Origin of the sequence: Chitinophaga sp. RCC_12 (assembly GCF_041360695.1) — a bacterium.
Taxonomy (GTDB): domain Bacteria; phylum Bacteroidota; class Bacteroidia; order Chitinophagales; family Chitinophagaceae; genus Chitinophaga.
Genome location: NZ_JBFUPS010000006.1, coordinates 229,853 through 251,474 on the forward strand (window position 1 = coordinate 229,853; position 21,622 = coordinate 251,474).

Annotated in this window: 14 protein-coding genes; 7 read left to right on the forward strand and 7 right to left on the reverse strand. The window is 47.1% G+C overall.

The window, feature by feature from the left end; translation table 11 throughout:
* The first annotated feature begins 94 nt into the window (after positions 1–94).
* The 3 genes from AB6805_RS19275 to AB6805_RS19285 all read left to right on the forward strand — a co-directional run bounded on the left by AB6805_RS19275 (position 95) and on the right by AB6805_RS19285 (position 5,728).
* A complete protein-coding gene (locus tag AB6805_RS19275; RefSeq protein ID WP_370911079.1) occupies positions 95–2,389 on the forward strand; it encodes a GH92 family glycosyl hydrolase in 2,295 nt (764 codons plus the stop codon).
* 243 nt (positions 2,390–2,632) lie between these two features.
* Positions 2,633–4,915 carry a GH92 family glycosyl hydrolase gene (locus AB6805_RS19280; protein WP_370911080.1) on the forward strand — a complete coding sequence of 761 codons (2,283 nt, stop codon included), beginning with the start codon at positions 2,633–2,635 and terminating at the stop codon, positions 4,913–4,915.
* 96 nt (positions 4,916–5,011) lie between these two features.
* Positions 5,012–5,728, forward strand: coding sequence for a GNAT family N-acetyltransferase (locus AB6805_RS19285; protein ID WP_370911081.1), 717 nt, complete (start codon positions 5,012–5,014; stop codon positions 5,726–5,728).
* Between the two features lie 68 nt (positions 5,729–5,796).
* Here AB6805_RS19285 and AB6805_RS19290 read toward each other — a convergent pair whose 3' ends face one another.
* The 7 genes from AB6805_RS19290 to AB6805_RS19320 all read right to left on the reverse strand — a co-directional run bounded on the left by AB6805_RS19290 (position 5,797) and on the right by AB6805_RS19320 (position 14,864).
* The gene (locus AB6805_RS19290) at positions 5,797–9,210 is read right to left on the reverse strand and encodes a ThuA domain-containing protein (protein ID WP_370911082.1); all 3,414 of its coding nucleotides are present in this window, start codon (positions 9,208–9,210) and stop codon (positions 5,797–5,799) included.
* 9 nt (positions 9,211–9,219) lie between these two features.
* On the reverse strand, positions 9,220–9,963 hold the full coding sequence (locus AB6805_RS19295) for a ThuA domain-containing protein (protein ID WP_370911083.1): 744 nt from the start codon (positions 9,961–9,963) through the stop codon (positions 9,220–9,222).
* A gap of 133 nt (positions 9,964–10,096) precedes the next feature.
* Positions 10,097–10,819, reverse strand: coding sequence for a DUF1080 domain-containing protein (locus AB6805_RS19300; protein WP_370911084.1), 723 nt, complete (start codon positions 10,817–10,819; stop codon positions 10,097–10,099).
* Between the two features lie 29 nt (positions 10,820–10,848).
* Positions 10,849–11,262 (reverse strand): c-type cytochrome, encoded by a 414-nt coding sequence (locus AB6805_RS19305; RefSeq protein ID WP_370911085.1) that lies wholly within the window; start codon positions 11,260–11,262, stop codon positions 10,849–10,851.
* Positions 11,263–11,316: 54 nt separating this feature from the next.
* Positions 11,317–12,372, reverse strand: coding sequence for a sugar phosphate isomerase/epimerase family protein (locus AB6805_RS19310; RefSeq protein WP_370911086.1), 1,056 nt, complete (start codon positions 12,370–12,372; stop codon positions 11,317–11,319).
* Positions 12,373–12,393: 21 nt separating this feature from the next.
* Entirely contained in the window at positions 12,394–13,557 is a 1,164-nt protein-coding gene (locus AB6805_RS19315) for a Gfo/Idh/MocA family protein (protein WP_370911087.1), read from the reverse strand.
* A 23-nt stretch (positions 13,558–13,580) separates the two neighbouring features.
* Positions 13,581–14,864, reverse strand: coding sequence for a sugar MFS transporter (locus AB6805_RS19320; protein ID WP_370911088.1), 1,284 nt, complete (start codon positions 14,862–14,864; stop codon positions 13,581–13,583).
* A 989-nt stretch (positions 14,865–15,853) separates the two neighbouring features.
* Here AB6805_RS19320 and secA point away from each other — a divergent pair.
* From secA to AB6805_RS19340, 4 genes are all read left to right on the forward strand, one after another.
* Positions 15,854–19,177, forward strand: a complete 3,324-nt coding sequence (gene secA / locus AB6805_RS19325) for a preprotein translocase subunit SecA (RefSeq protein WP_370911089.1) — start codon at positions 15,854–15,856, stop codon at positions 19,175–19,177.
* An 86-nt stretch (positions 19,178–19,263) separates the two neighbouring features.
* On the forward strand, positions 19,264–19,929 hold the full coding sequence (gene deoC / locus AB6805_RS19330; RefSeq protein ID WP_370911090.1) for a deoxyribose-phosphate aldolase: 666 nt from the start codon (positions 19,264–19,266) through the stop codon (positions 19,927–19,929).
* 30 nt (positions 19,930–19,959) lie between these two features.
* Entirely contained in the window at positions 19,960–20,400 is a 441-nt protein-coding gene (locus AB6805_RS19335) for an SPOR domain-containing protein (protein WP_370911091.1), read from the forward strand.
* The gene (locus tag AB6805_RS19340; protein ID WP_370911092.1) at positions 20,384–21,559 is read left to right on the forward strand and encodes a M20 family metallopeptidase; all 1,176 of its coding nucleotides are present in this window, start codon (positions 20,384–20,386) and stop codon (positions 21,557–21,559) included. The genes AB6805_RS19335 and AB6805_RS19340 overlap by 17 nt, the downstream gene beginning before the upstream one ends.
* Positions 21,560–21,622 lie beyond the last annotated feature (63 nt).

Sequence of the window (21,622 nt, forward strand, 5' to 3'; positions counted from 1 at the left end):
GCTAAATCGATTTTGTAAAAATTTCACGGTATCTTCACACAACGGAGTGTGATATTGGCCTAAGGATCATTTTTGTTGTATATAATATCTAATCATGAAAAAAGTTGGACTGTTAGCAGCCGCTTTATTATGCCTGCATGGTGCACACAGCCAAACGGTAAATAAAGTTGCTGAGCCGGCGGACTGGGTAAATACCCTGATGGGCACCGATTCCAAAGTGAGCTTATCAAACGGGAACACCTATCCTGCCATTGCCCTGCCCTGGGGTATGAACTTCTGGATGCCACAAACCAATACCATGGGGAATGGCTGGGCATATCAATATACCGCTGATAAAATCAGGGGATTCAAGCAAACGCACCAACCTTCACCCTGGATCAACGACTATGGCCAGTTTGCCATTATGCCCATTACCGGTACCATGAAGTTTGATCAAAACAAACGTGCGAGCTGGTTTTCTCATAAATCAGAAGTAGCGAAACCATACTATTACAGCGTATACCTGGCCGATCCGGACGTTACCACGGAAATTACGCCAACGGAAAGAGCCGCCCAGCTGCGTTTTACCTACCCCGCTACCGACAGCGCTTTTATCGTGGTAGACGCATTCGACAAAGGCTCCTATATTAAAATATTACCTGACGAAAAGAAGATTATTGGATATACCACCAAAAACAGCGGTGGCGTACCTTCCAATTTCAAAAACTACTTCGTTATCAAATTTGATAAACCATTTACGGTAGCCGATATCTGGCATGACTCGGTACTGGTGAAAGGCCAGCTGGAACTGCAGGCAGATCATACCGGCGCCGTGGTTGGTTTTAAAACAAAGAAAGGAGAGAAGGTGGGAATCAAAACCGCGTCTTCCTTTATCAGTTTTGAACAGGCAGAATTAAACCTGCAACGCGAAATCGGCCAGGATAACTTTGACGCTACCTGTAAAAAAGCAAAAGACAGCTGGAACCAGGAACTCGGCAGATTGGCCATAGAAGGCGGTACCAGCGAACAGGTAAGCACCTTCTACTCCTCCCTGTACCGTACCATGCTCTTCCCGCGCAAGTTCTATGAAATCAATGCAAAGAACGAAATCGTACACTACAGCCCGTTCAATGGCCAGGTATTACCAGGCTACATGTTCACCGATAACGGGTTCTGGGATACTTTCCGGGCAGTACACCCCTTCTTCACACTGATGTATCCTACACTCAGCTCGCATATCATGGAAGGACTATCCAACGCTTACAATGAAAGCGGCTGGTTACCTGAGTGGGCAAGTCCCGGTCACCGCGATTGCATGGTGGGTTCCAACTCCGCATCCCTGATCGCTGACGCTTATTTAAAAGGTATCCGCGGATACGACATCAATAACCTGTACAAAGCGATTCTGAAAAATACGGAAAACGAAGGTCCGCTTAGCTCTGTAGGCCGCCTGGGTGTTAAATATTACAACACACTCGGCTACGTGCCCTACGATGTGGAAGTAAACGAAAACGCTGCACGTACACTGGAATATGCTTACGACGATTTCACCATTTACCAGCTGGCAAAAGCACTCAACCGTCCGAAGAACGAAATCGACCGTTTTGAAAAACGTTCCCAGAACTACCGTAATCTCTTTGATCCGGAAACAAAACTGATGCGTGGAAAAAACAAAGATGGCAAATTCCAGACGCCGTTCAATCCATTCAAATGGGGTGATGCCTTTACAGAAGGAAACAGCTGGCACTATACCTGGTCTGTATTCCACGATGTGCAAGGCCTGGCCAAACTGATGGGCGGCCGTGAAATGTTTGCCAAAATGCTGGATTCCGTTTTCAATATGCCGCCTGTATTTGATGAAAGCTACTATGGCACCGTTATCCACGAAATACGCGAAATGCAGATCATGAACATGGGACAGTATGCACACGGCAACCAACCCATTCAGCACATGATCTATTTATATAATTATGCAGGCCAGCCCTGGAAAACACAATACTGGATCCGCCAGGTAATGAGCCGTTTGTACAAAGCCACCCCGGATGGATACTGTGGTGATGAAGACAACGGTCAAACCAGCGCCTGGTACGTGTTCTCCGCCATGGGCTTCTATCCTGTTTGTCCGGGTACCCAACAATATGTACTGGGTACGCCACTCTTCTCCAAACTGACCATGACTTTCGAAGATGGTAAGAAAATGGTGATCAATGCTCCGGGCAACAGCGACACGAACCTGTATGTGCAAAAGGCATCTCTGAACGGGCAGCCTTATACGAAGAACTGGATCAGCCACCAGGACCTGCAGAAAGGCGGTACCCTGGAATTTAACATGGGCGCTACTCCTGAGAAATCAAGAGGAACCGATCCGGCGGCTTATCCTTATTCCTATTCAGCAACAGCGAATAAGTAACACATACCGCCTGTAAACGATTTTCATTGTTCACTGAAATATTTCATCCCGACTCTTCGGGATGTACCAAATTTCTTACGCGAAGGTTGTCTTATTCAGGATTACGCTGATTTTGTTGATTTTTCTCTTTTGATTTTTTTTGATTTTAAAAGATTTTCTTTCAAATTATTTAAAAAAAATTCAGTGAAATCAACAAAATCAGCGTAATCCTGCATAAGACAACCTCCGCTAAAATCAACCGCTATGAGGAAACTACTTTTACCTTTACTTATCTTTCCATCCCTGTGCGCAATGGCACAGGAGAATGTAATACAATATGTGAAGCCGATTACCGGCACACAGCGGATGGGGCACACCTATCCGGGCGCTACCGTGCCTTTTGGTATGGTGCAGCTTAGTCCTGAAACCGATACCATTCCCTATGAAATGAATGGGAAGTATAACCCCGATGTATATAAGTATTGCGCGGGTTATCAGTATGAAGATAAAACGATTGTAGGCTTCAGTCATACCCACTTCAGCGGTACCGGCCATTCCGACCTGGGCGATTTCCTCATCATGCCTACTGTGGGCGCACTGCAATTAAATCCCGGTACGGCAGATCATCCTGAAAGTGGCTACAGATCCAAATTTTCCCATAGCACGGAAGTAGCGGAGCCTGCTTACTATAAAGTAAAACTGGAAGATGATAACATCCTCGCAGAATTTACCGCCAGCAACCGCGTGGGATTTCATCAGTATACTTTTCCCGGTACCGGCCAGGCGCATATCATCCTGGATATGATGTCCGGCATTTACAACTACGACAATAAAAACGTGTGGACCTTTATCCGGGTAGAAAATGATACCCTGATCACCGGGTTCCGCCAAACTAACGGTTGGGCACGTACGAGAATAGAATACTTTGCCATGACCTTCTCGAAACCCTTTGTTCAGTACGGGCATCAGAATTATGCCAAAGATGTGTACAAAGGCTTCTGGAGAAAGTTTGACCAGTCGAAGAATTTCCCGGAAATGGCAGGAAAACAGATCCGCGCCTATTTCGACTTTAAAACAACACCGGGTGAAAAGATCAAAATTAAATTTGCTTTATCACCGGTAAGCACCGAAGGCGCATTGAAAAACCTGCGCGCGGAAATTCCGGGTTGGGATTTCGACCAGGTAAAACGCGATGGACAAGCACTGTGGACCAAAGAGCTGAATAAAATTCATATTGAATCAAAAAGCCGGGAAGAGAAAGAAAACTTCTATACCGCCATGTACCATGCCTTCATCAATCCTACTACTTACATGGATGTGGATGGGCAATACCGCGGACTGGATATGAACATTCATACCGCAAACGGATATACGAACTATACAACCTTTTCACTCTGGGATACCTACCGTGCATTGCACCCGCTGTTTAATATGATCCAGCCGAAACGGAATGCTGACATGATCCAGTCGATGCTGAATCACTATGAACAAAGCGCACAACACATGCTGCCTATCTGGTCGCATTATGCCAATGAAAACTGGTGCATGATCGGCTATCACAGCGTGTCCGTTATTGCTGACGCCGTCATGAAAGGCAACGCTCCGTTTGATGTAAACAAAGCACTGGATGCATGCGTAACGACGGCGCGCCACCGCACTTACGACGGACTGGAATATTACATCGACAGGGGTTATATACCAGAGGATAAAAACGGTTCTTCCGTTTCCAAAACCCTGGAGTATGCATATGACGATTGGTGTATTGCACAGGTAGCTAAGAAATTAGGGCGGACAGATCTTTATGAAGAATTTATTAAACGCTCGCTGAACTATAAGAATGTATACGATTCCAATACCGGTTTCATGCGTCCAAAACTGAACGACGGTACCTTTAAAGCTAACTTTGATGCGCTGCAAACGCACGACCAGGGCTTTATTGAGGGGAACGCCTGGAACTATAGTTTATACGTGCCTCATTACCCCGATGAAATGATTGCCATGATGGGTGGTAAGAAACAATTTACCATTCACCTCGATTCCCTGTTTACCATGGAATTGCCCGATAAATTTTTTGCTGAAACAGAAGATATCACCCGCGATGGCATTATCGGTAACTACGTTCATGGCAACGAGCCTTCGCATCATGTGGCCTACCTGTATAACTGGACCGGCTATCCGTGGAAAACACAGGAGCGTGTACGCATGATCCTGAAAAAGATGTACCACCCGGGGCCTGATGGTCTTGGCGGTAATGATGACTGCGGACAGATGAGTGCCTGGTATATTTTTACCACGCTGGGCTTCTACCCGGTTTGTCCTGGTTCCGACCAGTATTCACTGGGCAGCCCGGCTATTGATAAGGCAACGCTGCAGCTGGAAAACGGTAAAACCTTTGTGGTGGATGTAAAAAATCAGGGCGATAAAAATGTGTATGTACAAAAGGTATTGCTCAACGGCACGCCGTTGAACCGTTTGTATATCACACATGCCGATATCATGAACGGCGGCACCATCACTTTTTATATGAGCGCCAAACCAAAGAAATAACAAGAGTGCCCAATCAGACAACTGGCTGTTTCCGATTACGGAAGCAGCCTTTTTTATGCCGCCATATTCCTATCTTGGCGGTAATAAATAACAAAAATGATTGCTATTGTTAAAGCAAATATCAACAACCTGATTGATGTATGGCGTATAGCCAGCACCCCTTTCAACGCCTGTGTAGAAACGCCGGATTTCAGCTGGTGCAGTGTGCCTGGCCTGGAATGGCCCAATAAACTGTGGTTTAACGGAGATATTACGGAAGAAGTAATGGTAACAGCACTGGATAGTATTCCTTCCGGCAAAATGGTAATCCCTTATTGGAATGCTACCGGGGAAGAAATTATTATCGCGCATGGAGGGATAAAGGGTTCTGAGCAGGCAGGGATGTCGTTGAAACTGGAACGGCCGTTCCGGAATGAGAACAGGCTGTTGTTCCGGGCAGTTAACACCCCTGCAGATGCTGCGTTGTGGGCGCGAATTTATCCACAGGCATTCGGATACAGCATTGATCAGAAAATCCTGGAAGCTACGTATAGCGATCTCCGTTATTATCTTGCCTTGCTTAACGGGCAGCCGGTAGGTACTGCTATCCTCCATCTTGAAGATGGTATTGCCGGTATACATGGAGTGGGCGTGATTCCGGAGGCGAGAAGAAAAGGATTTGCTAATGAAATTATGGCGTTTGTACTGAATGAATCCCTGGCGCTGAATGCACGCTATGCCACGCTGCAGGCCTCACAAATGGGGAAAGGCATATACCTGGACATGGGATTTGAAGAACAGTTTGTTATCAGGAATTATGCAGTGCATAAGTGAATTTGTCTTATAAAAAGAAAGGGGAACTCTTATACAGAGCTCCCCTTTCTTTTTATAAAAAACTAGTATTATGGATGCAGGGTAAATGACACGATACCCAACTGTACTGTTTGCGCCGCATCAATTGCTTTGTAGCGGAAATACAGGTTGTGTTTCTTGCCGTCTGTTACCGGGGTAAAGTTGAAGTTAACCTTGTTCGGAACTTTTGGTTGTGCACCCGGACCAATGGTCACTTCACCCAGGCGGGTGCCGTTGGCATCATCCAGGAATGCTTCAACTATAAAGCCGGATTGCGGTGTTTCCTGTACCACGTAAGCGAGTTCTATGCCGCTTACACCCGTCAGATCCAGGTTGTTGTAAGTGGCCCATCCTGCTGTGTTGGAAGGGATGAGGAACTTCGTACCATTCACAGCGAATACCGCCATGCCATCTGCTTTGCTGAAATCTGCTGCCGCCAGTTTAGGGCTGATCAGTTCTGCAGAAGCAGTGCCGGTGATAGGCTTAATACCAGGACCACCCTTATCGGTATAGCTGGCCAACAGGTACAACACGCCGTTGTCTTTTGGTTCACCGCCCAATGTAGGGTTGACGCTGCCGGTTACAGGCAGGGATGGTACCTTAGGTGCATTGCCACCGATGGAATAAATATATTCCACCAGTTGTTTTGCTTCACCCACAGAGATGCCTGGATGTGCAGACATGGCTGTTTCGCCCCATACGCCGCCACCGCCGTTGATGATCTTTTTAGCGAGCATTTCAGGTGCGGCAGGATCGTTCTTATACTTTTCTGTTATTTGTTTAAAAGAAGGCCCGATAGATTTTTCATCCGGCTTGTGGCAGGTTTTACAATCAGATACTTCCATGATATTTTTACCGGCAATAGCACCGGTAATGATCTGGTGTCCCTGTGGTTGTGCTGCTTTGTCACGACCTTCTACATAGTCCGCCTTTACAAAAATGTTGTTGGCGTCCAGTTTACCATCTGCAGAATTGCCATCTTCCTTATCGGAGATATTAACCGCATACTGGATGGGTTTACCGGGGAAGTAGAACATCTGGTTACCGGTGATATTGATCTTTACGTCAGGTGTTTCATTACCGGCGTAGAGGTCAATGGATTTGCTCTTTGTTTTGGCGCCTTTATCATCTGCCACTTCCACAAATACAGGATATTCACCTGCGGTGCTGTAGGTGTATTCTACACTCGGTTCAGTGGTTTCTTTCTTTGTGCCATTGCCGAAATTCCAGAGGTAGGTGAGTTTATCGCCATCAGGATCTTTGGATCCTTCTGCGGTTAATTTCACTTTAAATGGTAAGCCGCCGGTGGTGCGCGTAGCATGGATATTAGCTACAGGTGCGCGGTTGCCGCCATTGAAATCAATGCGGGAAAGACCTGCATCCACATTTTTGCTAAACCATCCGTTACCATATTCGAGGATATACAGGCGGCCGTCCGGACCCATTTCCATATCGATGGGTGCATTCAGCTTGGTGTTAGGCATAAACTTTTCCATTTTGGAGAAGTCACCGTTCTTATCCATGGTTACGGCCATTATCCATCCGCGGATCCAGTCGTAGATAAACAGTTTATCGTTATAGTAATCCGGGAAACGTGTTTCTTTCGGATAAAATTCGCTGTGATAAACGGGGCCTGCTTCTGCGTTACGGCCACCACTGCCTACAATCGGGAACTCGTCTGATTTCGCATAAGGATACCAGATGAATGCCGGAGTAGCCGGTGGCAACTCTCTCAAACCGGTATTGTTGCGGGAATCATTGATGGGTTTCAGCGGATCAAAATAAGGACCGCTTTCACCTGTTTCATAATTATATTGACGGTAAGGTTTATTGTTGGCAATAAACATCGGGTACCCGAAGAAGCCGGGCTTTTTCGCCTGGTTTACCTCATCATATCCTCTCGGCCCTCGCAGGGAGTCGTCGTTATTGGCATCCGGCCCTACTTCTCCCCAGTATACATATCCTGTTTTCTGGTCTACCGACATCCGGTAAGGGTTACGGGTACCCATTGCATAAATTTCAGGACGTGTGCCTTTTGTGCCTTTCGGGAACAGGTTACCGTCCGGAATGGTATAGGAGCCATCTGCTTCTACTTTGATACGGATGATTTTTCCGCGAAGATCGTTGGTGTTCGCAGAACCGCGGCGGTCATCATACTGCAGGTGACCGGGACGGTCATCTGTAGGACCGTAGCCTTTGCTCACATATTGCTGTCCGGGTTCGTCAAACGGCGTGGTGTTGTCGCCTGTGGATAAGTACAGCAGTCCGCCTGGCCCGAATGCAATAGAACCGCCGGTATGGCAGCAGATATCGCGCTGGGAGTAGAATTGCAGGATTACTTTTTCAGAAGACATATCCAGTTTGTTGTTTTCAAATTTGAAACGGGACAAACGGTTTACGGAAGTATCTACCGGCGAATACATCGCATAGATGTAGTGATTGTTTTTAAAGTCGGGATCTGCGGCAAGGCCGAGGAATCCTTCTTCTGCATTTACCTTTGGTACATCGGTGTGGTGATATACTTTGAGGAAACCTACCTGTGAAAGTTTCTTTTCTGCTGCATTGTAGAGCATCAGTTCCCCGCGGCGTTGCGCCACCAGGATATCCAGGTTAGGGAGTATAGCCATTTCCGTTGGTTCGAAGAACTCACCGGATACCAGCACATTTTTGGTAAAGCGGTCTTCTTCCGGTACACGCAGCGTTTTAGCGGCGCTGTAGTCAAGTACCTGGTTTTTACCGATGGCATACTTGATACCGCCGGCGAGATGTTTCAGGAACAGGCTGTCGGTATAAGATTCTTCTGTATGACCAAGACCGGTATAAAAAGCACGGCCGCCATCATAATCGTGATACCAGCTGATAGGGTGATTACCGCCCATAGTACCGCCCTGGTATGACTTTTCGTCCAGTTTCAGCAATACAGTAGTGGTGGTATCTACATTTTTATAATTATACCACTCGTCGGTATGTTCCCATTTTTCCGGGAGTCCTTCTGTAGCGGGAAAAGATTTTTCAATTACATCAACTATAGCTTTATGAACGCCCGGAGGATGGCTCTGGAACCATGCACCGGCGAGGTGGTTATACCAGCCCCATTCGTATTCGGTGTCGGCTGCTGCGTGTACGCCTACATAACCGCCACCTGCCTGGATATATCTTTCGAAATCGGCTTCCTGGTAGTTATTGAGCACATCACCGGTAGTGCTCAGGAAGATAACGGCGGCATATTGCGCCAGGGTATCTTCATTAAATTTAGCGGCGTTTTCTGTAGTGTCTACATCAAATCCGTTTTCCAACCCCAGTTTCTGAATGGCTTTAATACCAACAGGGATGGAGCTGTGACGGAAGCCGCTGGTTTTGGTAAATACCAGTACCCTGGGTTTACCGGGGCGTGATTTTTTACAGGCTGCGAGACCAACAACAACGAGTGCCAGCAGCAAAAAAATTCTGAGAGTATGTTTCATTATTACGGATTATTTTTTGGGTTTCCAGTTGCCGATGGCGTATTCAATGCCACCCAGCAAATGTTTCAGATATACGGGGTCCTGGTAAGCTTCTTTCACATGGCCCATTTCAGTATAAAAGGCGCGGCCTCCTTCAAAGTCGTGATACCAGCACATAGGATGGTTATCACCATTTTTGCCGCCGGTATAGCTGGATTCATCAATTTTGATGAGCACATGTACGTCGGGGTTAAGATCTTTGAAATTGTACCATTCGTCTTTGCGGATCCATTCGTCCGGTAAATCTTTTGTAGCCGGATGATTGTGGTCCACTACTTTGAGGGTAGCTGTTTGCTGGCTCGGATGACTCAGGAACCAGGCGCCTGCCAGTTTGTTATACCACGGCCAGTCGTACTCCGTATCTGTAGCTGCGTGGATACCCATCCATGCACCGCCTTTGTGGATATAGTTCTGAAAAGCCACCTGTTGGGCGTCGTCGAGCACGTCGCCGGTGGTGCAGCTGAAAATGACGGCTGCATACTTTTTCAGATTGTCTGCAGTAAAGGCACTGGCATCTTCAGTAGTGTCTACTTCAAAGCCATTTTCCTTTCCGAGTTGCATAATAGCTATTTTGGAAGCGGGAATGCAATCGTGCCGGAAGCCTTTTGTTTTTGAGAACACGAGCACCCTTTTGGTCTTGTGTTTATGCTTTGCCTGCACGGAAATGGTGCCGGCGAGGAGCAAGAGTGTAATAAACGCGGTTAATGCTTTCATCTTATTTTACGTGGGAATGGAAATGAAAAAATTCAGAGAAGCAAAAAGCAAAAAGCTACTGAAGTATTGAGATAAGCGAGCGCCCATCTCCGCTTCAGTAGCTTTTTGCTTAATGCCTTTGCGCTATCGGAAATTAAAGAACTCTTATTTTGATATTACGGTACCATACATCATCGCCATGATCCTGCAGGGCGATATGACCTTTCGCGTGTTTGCCGAACTCTTTCCAGTCGTGGAATTTGCTTTTTGCCACCAGTGCATCCCATTCAGGTGTGCCCATGGTAGTTTCTGCAGTTTTCACGCCATTGAGCCAGAGGGTCAGGTGACCATCTTTCTTCGTTAATTTGGCGGAATTCCATTCACCAACCGGTTTGGCTGGCCTGGTGGCCGCTTTGATGAGATCGTATAATTCACCCGCATTGTGTTTTGGGTTTTTACCATCGGGATGGCCGGCATCATCAATCACCTGCATTTCAGGACCGGAGAGATAAGTCTGGCTTAAAGCCGGATCTTCATGAACGCTGAAGATAAGACCGCTGTTGCCGCCAGGAGAAATTTTCCATTCGTAACTCAGCTCATAGTTTTCGTATTCTGCGTCAGTAACGAGATCTCCGCCGGGTGCGCCATTCTTTTTGGCTTCCTGGTTCAGGCCAATCGCACCATCAGTTACGCCCCATGCGGGACTGGCTGTGGATTTCAGGTAAGTATGCCAGCCTTTGGTAGAAGTACCATCGAACAGGAGTACCCATCCTTGCTTCTTCTCCTTCGCTGACAGGGTATTTAATTTCTGGGCTTTTACTGCGGTGGTACCGAGAACGGCAGCTACCATCAGTGCACCCATGATTAATTTTTTCATTCCGGATGATTGAGTTTATGATAAATCAATTATTTGCCAATAGATAAGATATAGCTTACCATTTCTTTGGCATCTTCTTTTGAAATCTGTGGGTGTGGCAACATGGCTACTTCGCCCCAGTTACCTGAACCGCCTTTGATTACTTTATCGGCCAGTTTTTCCACATTCTCCGGTGTGTTAGGATACTTGCCTGCAATGTCTTTCAGGGCAGGTCCTACCACTTTCATTTCTTCTTTATGACATGTTTTACAATCGCTTTCAGCCATCAGTGTTTCGCCTTTGCTTACTGGTTTGTTGGCATTTGGCGAAACCATTGAATTATCTGCTGCTGGGCTTTCATGAGTGCTAACGCTGTCTGCGTTTTCTGCTTTTTTCTCACCACCTCCGCAAGCTGCAAAGAATAATACACTTAATACGAGCGGCGCCAGATATCTCTTTCTCATTTGTTGATTTTTTTATTTGGTTATTGTTTACTAACGATCGGTGGATTGGATGGCTTACAAGCCTAATATTCTTTTATTAAAGGCATCATCTGTACCGCCTCCTGCAAAGTCATCAAATGCCTTTTCAGTGACACGGATAATATGATCCTTGATGAAGGGAGCGCCTTCTTTAGCGCCATCTTCCGGATGTTTAATACAACATTCCCACTCCATAACGGCCCAGCCGGCAAAATCGTATTGCGCCATTTTGCTGAAGATGGATTTAAAGTCGACCTGACCATCGCCCAGAGAGCGGAAACGGCCCGGACGATCGATCCACGCCTGGTATCCGCCGTAAACGCCGGAGCGGCCGGTGGCGTTGAACTCTGCATCTTTTACGTGAAAGGCTTTGATCCTTTCGTGGTAAATATCGATATATTCCAGATAATCGAGGCATTGCAGCAACAGGTGGCTCGGATCGTACAGGAGGTTGGCGCGGGTATGGTTACCGGTGGCTTCCAGGAAGCGCTCAAAGGTGATACCATCGTGCAGGTCCTCTCCCGGGTGAATTTCATAGCAAACGTCTACGCCGTTGGCATCAAATTCATTGAGGATCGGGAGCCAGCGTTTTGCCAGTTCAGCAAAACCTGTTTCCACCAATCCTGCCGGGCGTTGTGGCCACGGGTACATCGCCGGGGCCCATAACAGGGCGCCGCTGAATGTGGCGTGGGCATTGAGGCCCAGGTTACGGCTGGCTTTCGCAGCATATTTCAGCTGATTTACCGCCCACTCTGTACGAGCCTGGATATTATTGTGATATTGCGCAGGCGCAAAGCCGTCGAACATCTCCGTAAAAGCAGGATTTACTGCTACCAACTGCCCCTGCAGGTGTGTACTCAGTTCGGTGATTTCAAGCCCGGCTGCATTAACAATGCCCTTGATTTCATCTGCATAGGTTTTGCTTTCAGCAGCCTTTTGCAGGTCTATCAGGCGCGTTTCCCAGGTGGGGATCTGTACTCCTTTGAAACCAATGGAGGCCGCCCATTCACAGATAGATTTCAGATTATTGAACGGCGCTTCTTCTCCCATGAACTGCGCCAGAAAAATACCAGGTCCTTTTATCGTTTTCATATGCTCAATCTGTGATGAATACTATATCTCGAAGTTAGTCCATTTAGCATCGCTTTGTGAAGAGCGTACTACATTATCGATGAATGCCATACCGCGTACGCCTTCTTCTGTACCCGGGAAATCCAGTGATTCCGGAGATGGCTGAACGCCATCGATCTTTGCAGATAAAGTTTGAGCGAAGTTGCGGTACAGGTTACCGAATGCTTCCAGGTATCCTTCCGGATGGCCACCCGGTGTGCGGGTGTTGTGTGTCATGTAGGACGACTGGAAACTGTATCCGCCACCTGCGCGGTAAATTTCGGTTGGTTTATCCAGCCATTTTACCAGGAGGGTATTAGGCTCGTGCTGTGCCCATTCGAGGCCGCCTTTTTCGCCGTATACACGGATCTTCAGGGCGTTCTCTTCACCGGCTGCCACCTGCGACGCCATTAATACGCCGGCTGCGCCGTTGTCGAAGCGGAGCAATACTGCGCCGTCGTCGTCCAGCGCGCGGCCAGAAACCATAATGTTGAGATCAGCGCACAATTTTTCAATTTTGGCGCCGGTGATATATTCTGCCAGGTTCGCTGCGTGGGTACCGATGTCGCCCATACAGCCGCTTTTACCTGATTTTTTTGGATCTGTTCTCCAGGCTGCCTGTGCGTTGCCTTCTCTTTCACTGAGTTTGCTGAGCCATCCTTGTGGATATTCCACCCATACTTTACGGATTTTGCCCAGTGCGCCGTCTTTCACCATCTGCCTGGCTTGTTTTACCATAGGGTAGCCGGTGTAGGTATGTGTAAGTAAAAGCGTTAAACCGGTAGCTTCTACTTTTGCTTTTAATTGTTTGGCTTCGTCGAGGGAAAACGTGATCGGTTTTTCGATAACTACGTTAAAACCCAGGTCCAGCGCCATCATGGCAGGTTCAAAATGGGCGAAGTTTGGCGTAACGATGGTTACGAAGTCCAGCCGCTTCTCTGCCGGCATTTTCGCTTCATTTTCCAGCATGGTTTTAAAATCGAGGTAGGTGCGTTCCGGATCGAGGAACAACATTTTACCTGATTCTACTGCTACGTCGTTATTAATGCTGAGGGCGCCGGCAGTCAGCTCAATCAGTCCGTCCATATTGGCTGCAATACGGTGAATTGCACCAATGAAGGCATCCTTACCGCCTCCTATCATTCCCATTCTAAGTTTCCGTGTCATATTTACAATTATCGTTTTATAATTTATACTATTTGAACGTGTGCTTTTTCTACTTTTTTGCGGCTGCGCATGTAAAAGAAAAGTCCTGCGAAAGCCACTATCAGGATAACGGGTATTACCAGGGTGGCGTTAATGATTTCCGGACCGGCTACTGCGGTGGCCTGGCTGAAAGCGGTAGCTTCAGCAGAACCGGGGGCAGCGGAGCGGTAAGCATCCAGGGATGCACCGGCAGGCAGTTGTTTTACGATGATACTATCATAGAACCCGCCCATAAAATACATGTATACAGATACGGCAAACATACCGGCGCCGCCCATCAGGTTCATGCCCAGTGCACCTGATTCGGGGATATTTTCTGATATAAAGCCCAGCATGGTTGGCCAGAAATAAGTAACGCCCATACCAAAGATAAAGGCCGCCACAAATACCATGTTGCCAGATACATGAGAAAGTAAATATAAGCCCAAAGCGGATAAAATCGCAGAAATAAGTAAAACACCGGTAGGAGAAATTTTATGTACCACAGGGCCGGCGATGCCTCTTCCAAGTACCTGTACACCTGCAGTTAATGCCAGTATGAGGATGGAATTTTCGGTTACATTTTTCAGTAATACTTCAATCCACTGTCCGGTGAAAAGCTCTGTGATGGCGGTGCCAAACATCAGAATAAACATCACAATAAACAGGGGACTTAATACAGATTTGTACATCTGCGCAGAAGATACGCCGGATGCCACTCTTTCTGTAACAGGAAACTCAAGCTTCATAAAAAGATAACCATAGATCAGGGTGGGGATCACCATAGTGGCTACCTGCAGCTGCCAGCTGAGGCCAATTTTGGTAAGTAAAAATACCAGAAGGGTACCCACTACGATACCGCCGGGGAACCACAGGTGAAAGTGATTCAGTTTGGTGGTTTTGTTGTCCGGGAAAATAGTGGCCACGAGCGGATTACACGCCGCTTCCACGGTACCGTTGGCCATCCCGATAAACAGGGTGGAGATGAACAGCGACCAGAAGCCGTTCGCAAATACCGTTAGCACAATACCCAGCAGGTGCAGGATAAAAGCTGCCAGCAGTAACCGTTTCATGCCTATGGCATCTACAATGAATCCTCCTATAATCACTGCCAGCGGGAATCCCCAGAAAGCAGTTCCCGCAATGATGCTCAATTGTTTGGTATCCAGGTGGAACTCAACGCCTAAGCGGCTTAATATTCCGGCACGGATGCCAAAGGATAATGATGTTACCAGTAGCGCCATACAGCTTGCTACGAACAATTTTTGCGGCTGAATTGCATTTGCCATAAACGTGGATATTTGTGTAAATAAGTTAAAACGGCTATTAAACCTTTAAATTTATAAAAAGTATTTTCATATTTCCATCTTTTTATATGGACGACAGGCATTTTTTTTGAAAATTTTCTTTTCTGGCGCTGACCAGCAATCCCAGCGGGGAGCTGGTCGCAGATCCCCCTGTTTGGCTGGTCGTATTTTATGATAAGCGGTTTGCCGGGAAAGTGCCGGAACGCCCGGAGATAGTACTACAGTAACGCTACCAGTGGCTTCAGTCGCAATTTCGTACAGGCGTTGGCGAAAGATATAACGGGAACATCCGGGTAGAAAGCCAGGACTTAATGCGTTGCGAAGCATCCTGCCGGATCTTAGCTTACAGTCACGGATATCTATGCACCACGCAGTGTACTGGTATTTTGGCAGGTATGAGCCTGAGGCCTCCCGGCAGCAATACTGCCAATTTGGGCGCCGCGCTGTAAACAAATAAACCGGCAGCTGGCTGGTTGGCTGCTTTCCTGCGACAGTCCTATATCCTATGAAGTCATTTCCCATAGCATTGCCGGCTGTGGTTTGTTGTATTACTTCCGGAAATTGGCTTGGTATGAGGTTTACTGTCCCTAAAAATGGCCAGGACTGGTTAGTAAAAAAGAATACAGGGTATCCGCCGGAGTGGCTATACCAGTAACTTTTGCCGCTGATATGAAAGATATGTTAATTGATGATGGTAAAATGGAAAATCCCTTCAAAATCCCCCTTGAATCACCGAATTTATTCCTACTTTTACAGGCCTTGCCGGGGCGGGCTGTAAAACTGACACCTTGACAGTTCGTCTTTAACAAGCACAATATTTGAGTAATCTGGATGCCGTCTATCCAACTGACGAAGCCCGCAGCCTTTGTGCCACAGGCTGGTGAAGCAGAAATCTATCAACTGATACACGCTGCCTGGATGGGATCAGGTTACAATAAATAGAAATCGTAATTCGTAATTAAACATTTAACATGTTAGGTTTTTTATCAAAGCTATTTGGAGGGAATAAATCAGAAAGGGATATTAAATCCATCTCTCCGGTGGTGCAGCAGATTAATGAGGAGTACGAAAAACTACAGTCCCTGCCTATCGATGACCTCCGCCATAAAACACAGGAATTCCGCGCACGTATCGCTGAACATCTTGCCACTATCGATAAAGAAATAGCGGAAAAACAAGCCAGCGCAGATGAAGAGGAAGATGTAACTGTAAAGGACACGATATACCAGGAAATAGATATTCTTAAAAAAGACCGTGACAAGCAACTGGAAGTAGTACTGAAAGAATTACTGCCCGCCGCTTTTGCAGTAGTAAAAGAAACAGCCCGCCGCTTTACCAATAACACCACACTGACTGCTACCGCTACTAACCTGGATCGTCAGCTCGCTGTGAGAAAGGATTATGTGACCATTGAAGGCGATAAAGCCATCTGGAAAAACAGCTGGAGCGCAGCCGGCAGCATGGTTACCTGGAACATGGTACATTATGATGTGCAGTTGATTGGTGGTACTGTACTGCACCAGGGTAAAATTGCCGAAATGGCAACAGGTGAAGGTAAAACCCTCGTATCTACACTCCCTGCCTATCTCAATGCACTGGCAGGACAAGGCGTACATATCGTAACGGTGAATGATTACCTGGCGCGTCGTGACTCTGAGTGGAACGGGCCTCTTTTCGAATTCCTCGATATTACCGTAGACTGTATCGATAAACATCAACCCAATACACCAGACCGCCGTAACGCTTACCTGGCGGACATTACGTATGGCACCAACAATGAATTCGGCTTTGACTACCTCCGTGATAACATGGTACACAACCCGGATGAAATGGTACAACGCAAACACCATTATGCCATGGTGGATGAGGTGGATAGCGTACTGGTAGATGATGCCCGTACTCCGCTGATCATTTCCGGCCCTATCCCCCGCGGTGAAGAGCAGGAATTCCATGCATTAAAACCACGTATCGAATACCTGGTGGAAATGCAGAAGAAAGCAACCAATCAATATCTGCAGGAAGCAAAGAAACTGATTGCAGAAGGTAAAGATGATCCTAAAACCGGTGGACTGGCCCTGATGCGCGCCTGGAGAGGCTTGCCAAAGAGCAGTGCACTGATCAAATATCTCAGCGAACCTGGTAACAGGGTATTATTACAAAAAGCTGAAAACTACTACCTGGCAGATCAGCAACGCGAAATGCCAAAAGTAGATGAAGGCCTTTTCTTCGCTATCGAAGAAAAACAAAACAGTGTAGATCTCACTGATAAAGGTATTCACCTGATCACCCAGGGCGGAGAAGATGCTAACTTCTTTATCCTCCCGGATGTGGGAACTGAACTGGCCGAAATTGAAAAGCTGCCGCTGACACCAGAAGAAAAACTGCAGCGTAAAGATGTATTGCTGCAGGACTTCGCCGCTAAATCAGACCGTATCCACTCCGTGCAGCAGCTGCTGAAAGCCTACACTTTATTTGATAAAGATGTGGAGTACGTGGTAATGGATGGTAAGGTAAAGATCGTAGATGAGCAAACCGGCCGTATCCTTGATGGACGCCGTTACTCAGATGGATTGCACCAGGCAATTGAAGCAAAGGAAAATGTAAAAGTGGAAGCTGCCACCCAAACATTTGCCACCATCACCCTGCAGAACTTCTTCCGTATGTATCATAAGCTGGCCGGTATGACCGGTACAGCATCCACAGAAGCCGGTGAGCTCTGGGAGATCTACAAACTGGATGTGGTAACTATTCCTACCAACGTCCCTATTTCCCGTGTAGATGCGGAAGATCTTGTATACAAAACAAAGAGAGACAAATACAAAGCGGTTATCGAAGAAATCAAGCAGCTGCAGACAAAAGGACGCCCCGTACTGGTAGGTACTACCTCTGTGGAAGTGTCTGAATTGCTGAGCAAAATGCTCACCTTCGAAAAAGTGCCGCATAATGTACTGAATGCGAAGCAACACGCCCGTGAAGCGCAAATCGTTGCGGAAGCAGGTTTGCCCGGAGCAGTGACCATCGCCACCAACATGGCGGGTCGTGGTACGGATATCAAGCTCGGACCTGGCGTGAAAGAAGCCGGCGGGTTAGCCATCATTGGTACAGAAAGACATGAAAGCCGTCGTGTTGACCGCCAGCTGCGTGGTCGTGCCGGTCGTCAGGGTGATCCGGGAACTTCACAATTCTTCGTTTCCCTGGAAGATGACCTGATGCGTATGTTCGGTTCAGAACGTATTGCCGGCCTGATGGACCGTATGGGCTATAAAGAAGGAGAAGTGATCCAGCACAGCATGATCACACGTTCCATTGAAAGAGCGCAGAAGAAAGTAGAAGAAAATAACTTCGGTATCCGTAAGCGTTTGCTGGAGTATGATGATGTAATGAATAAACAGCGTACGGTGATCTACGCAAAACGTAATCACGCCCTGTTTGGCGAACGACTGGCAATAGACATCGATAACGCTTTCTACGATGTAGCGGAAAACATGGTGTCTACCCACAAAGCCAGCGGAGATTATGAAGCATTCAAGATGGATGCGATCATGAACTTCTCCATCGATACAAAAATCACCAGTGAAGAACTGGCCAAGACGGATATTCCTAACCTGGCCAACAAGCTGTATTTCGAAGGAAAAGATAACTATACACGTAAGGTAAATGATCTTATCAGCAATACCTTACCGGTAATAGAACGTATCTACCAGGAACAGGGCCACCAGATCGAAAATATCTCTATACCGTTTACAGATGGTAAAAAAGGTATCAACGTACTGGCCAACCTGCAAAAGGTAGTGGAAACAAAGGGACATGAAACCATGAACGCCCTGGAACGCAGCATCACCCTGGCTTTGATTGATGAGTCGTGGAAAGAGCACCTGCGTGCAATGGATGACCTGAAACAATCCGTACAGAGTGCCGTATACGAACAGAAGGATCCTTTGCTGATCTACAAATTTGAAGCATTCAACCTGTTCAAGGCGATGGATGGTGAAACCAGCCGCGATATCGTTTCCTTCCTGACCAAATGCGGTATCCCCGTAAGCAACCAGGAACAGGAAGCAGCTCCGGAAATCCGCGAAGGCCGGGAAGAAAAAACCGATATGAGCCGCATGCGTGCTTCTCATGAGGAACTGGCGGAAAACGGCAGTCACCAGAACAGCGCCCCTGAAATTCAAACGGCCGAAGAAGTAAAAGCAGAGCCTATCCGCCACCAGGGTCCACAAATAGGTCGCAATGATCTTTGCCCATGTGGTAGCGGTAAAAAATACAAACAATGCCACGGTAAGAACGCCTAAGCGCACCTGCCTGGAAATGATATCAGAACGGATTACGGCAACGTAATCCGTTTTGCATTAATTTCGCCTTGTAATCAAGTAAATGAATGATGGAGATTAACCGCTATATAGACCATACCGTATTGAAGCCCACCACCACGCTGGAAGACGTTAAACAGTTGTGCATGCAGTGTGTGGAGTACGATTTTGCAGCGGCCTGTGTGCCCCCGTTATATGTGAAGCTCGCCAAACAATTCCTGGGCGCTACCAATACCAAAATAGCCACGGTGATTGGCTTCCCTTTCGGTTATTCCGCTATTGAAGCCAAAGTAGCCGAAACAGTACTGGCTATTGTAGACGGCGCCGATGAACTGGATGTGGTGATCAATATCTCTGCTATCAAAAACAAAGACTGGGAATACCTGGAAAAAGAGATCGCCAATATCATGTACCTGGTGCGGGAAAAGAATAAAGTCATTAAGATCATCATTGAAAGTGGCATATTATTGGAAGAAGAAATTGTGCAGTGCTGCCAGCTGTATGCGAAGTATGGCGTGGATTTCATGAAAACGTCTACAGGATATGCAGAAAGAGGTGCTACCGTAGAGGCAGTAAAGCTGATGCGGGCTAATTTGCCGGCTAACATACAAATAAAAGCTTCCGGAGGTATTCGTACCTTTGCTTTTGCGAAAGAGCTGATAGATGCCGGCGCTACCCGGATCGGGGCCAGTGCCAGTGTGAACATAGTAAAAGAAGGCAAGGAAGCCCAGTAACGATTATTCATAGTTAATTATACCGTATTCATGCAAAAGTTATTCATCCTGGTGTGCTGTCTGTTGGGGAGTGGTGTGGCCATGGCGCAGGACAATGCAACCGCCGGCAACGGAAATGTGAGAGTGGTGAAAGATAGTCGTTTGGACGCGCTGATTAAAAAACAGATCTACATTAACACCCTGGCCATCCGCAACCAGTCCGGTTTCCGGGTACAGGTAATTTCTACCAACAAACGCGGTGATGCCAATGAAGCCAAAGCAAAAGTAATGCAGCTTTTTGGTGACTACCGCACCTATCTCGATTACCAGGCCCCGTATTTTAAAGTGCGCGTAGGCGATTTTAAAACCCGTGAGGAAGCATCTGAATTACGGGACAAATTATCCGACCTGTTTGCAGGTGGTGTATTTGTAGTACCCGCCATTATTAACGTGTCACTGGATAAAGAACTATCGAATGAAGAACCGTATTAAAGAGCTGGCAAAAGCATATGCCCCTGAATTTACTGCCATCAGGAGGCATCTGCATTCCCACCCCGAATTGTCTTTCCAGGAATTTGAAACCACTGCTTATATACAACAGCAGTTAACCGCGTTCGGTGTTCCTTTTAAGGCAGGTATTGCCGGCACCGGCATCATCGCGCTGATAGAAGGAAAGAACCCTGCCTCCAAAACCATCGCGCTGCGTGCTGATATAGATGCATTGCCCATCACTGAAGCCAACGATGTGCCTTACAAATCCACCAACGTGGGTGTAATGCATGCCTGCGGACATGATGTACATACGTCGGTGGTACTGGGCGCTACCAAAATATTGAATGATTTAAAAGAGGAGTTTGAAGGCACCATTAAGGTGCTGTTTCAGCCGGGTGAAGAGAAACATCCCGGCGGCGCCAGCATTATGATTGAAGAAGGCGCTCTTGAAAATCCCCGGCCCGACGCCATCCTCGGATTGCATGTGCATCCTTCCATGGAAGCCGGTAAGCTTGGATTTCATGCCGGTAAGTATATGGCCAGCGCAGACGAAATTTATATAACCATCAAAGGAAAAGGCGGCCATGCCGCGCAGCCACATCTTACGGTAGATACCATCCTGGTAGCATCTCAACTGGTGGTAAGCTTACAGCAGGTTATCTCCCGTAACAACAATCCTTTCTCCCCCTCTGTATTATCAATCTGTGCTTTCAATGGCGGATTTACTACCAATGTGATTCCCAGCGAAGTAAAGCTGATGGGTACTTTCAGGGCTATGGATGAAACCTGGCGTTTCAAAGCGCATGAGCTGATACGCAAACAGGCCACCGGTATTGCTGAAGCGATGGGCGCCGGAATTGATATCGAAATATTGGTAGGTTACCCTACTTTATATAATAATGAAGAAGTGACCACGAAGGCCCGTGGCTTTGCTACGGATTACCTGGGCGCTGAAGCAGTGGGTGATACAGAAATCAGGATGGGTGCGGAAGATTTTGCCTTTTATTCGCAGGTGGTACCTGCGTGCTTTTTCCGGCTGGGTACCGGCAATACAGCCCGTGGTATTACTTCCGGTGTACATACACCCACTTTTGATGTAGATGAACATGCAATAGAGATAGGTATCGGAACGATGGCCTACCTGGCTACGCAGTTTTAAAGAGATATAACAACTTTAAAAAGATATAACAGCAACGTCCCGATAGAAATCGGGACGTTCATT

Excerpts from the sequence above, each read along its gene's own strand:
- AB6805_RS19275 (WP_370911079.1), top strand. The coding sequence starts at position 95 with ATGAAAAAAGTTGGACTGTTAGCAGCCGCTTTATTATGCCTGCATGGT.
- AB6805_RS19280 (WP_370911080.1), top strand. The coding sequence starts at position 2,633 with ATGAGGAAACTACTTTTACCTTTACTTATCTTTCCATCCCTGTGCGCA.
- AB6805_RS19285 (WP_370911081.1), top strand. The coding sequence starts at position 5,012 with ATGATTGCTATTGTTAAAGCAAATATCAACAACCTGATTGATGTATGG.
- AB6805_RS19290 (WP_370911082.1), bottom strand. The coding sequence starts at position 9,210 with ATGAAACATACTCTCAGAATTTTTTTGCTGCTGGCACTCGTTGTTGTT.
- AB6805_RS19295 (WP_370911083.1), bottom strand. The coding sequence starts at position 9,963 with ATGAAAGCATTAACCGCGTTTATTACACTCTTGCTCCTCGCCGGCACC.
- AB6805_RS19300 (WP_370911084.1), bottom strand. The coding sequence starts at position 10,819 with ATGAAAAAATTAATCATGGGTGCACTGATGGTAGCTGCCGTTCTCGGT.
- AB6805_RS19305 (WP_370911085.1), bottom strand. The coding sequence starts at position 11,262 with ATGAGAAAGAGATATCTGGCGCCGCTCGTATTAAGTGTATTATTCTTT.
- AB6805_RS19310 (WP_370911086.1), bottom strand. The coding sequence starts at position 12,372 with ATGAAAACGATAAAAGGACCTGGTATTTTTCTGGCGCAGTTCATGGGA.
- AB6805_RS19315 (WP_370911087.1), bottom strand. The coding sequence starts at position 13,557 with ATGACACGGAAACTTAGAATGGGAATGATAGGAGGCGGTAAGGATGCC.
- AB6805_RS19320 (WP_370911088.1), bottom strand. The coding sequence starts at position 14,864 with ATGGCAAATGCAATTCAGCCGCAAAAATTGTTCGTAGCAAGCTGTATG.
- secA (WP_370911089.1), top strand. The coding sequence starts at position 15,854 with ATGTTAGGTTTTTTATCAAAGCTATTTGGAGGGAATAAATCAGAAAGG.
- deoC (WP_370911090.1), top strand. The coding sequence starts at position 19,264 with ATGATGGAGATTAACCGCTATATAGACCATACCGTATTGAAGCCCACC.
- AB6805_RS19335 (WP_370911091.1), top strand. The coding sequence starts at position 19,960 with ATGCAAAAGTTATTCATCCTGGTGTGCTGTCTGTTGGGGAGTGGTGTG.
- AB6805_RS19340 (WP_370911092.1), top strand. The coding sequence starts at position 20,384 with ATGAAGAACCGTATTAAAGAGCTGGCAAAAGCATATGCCCCTGAATTT.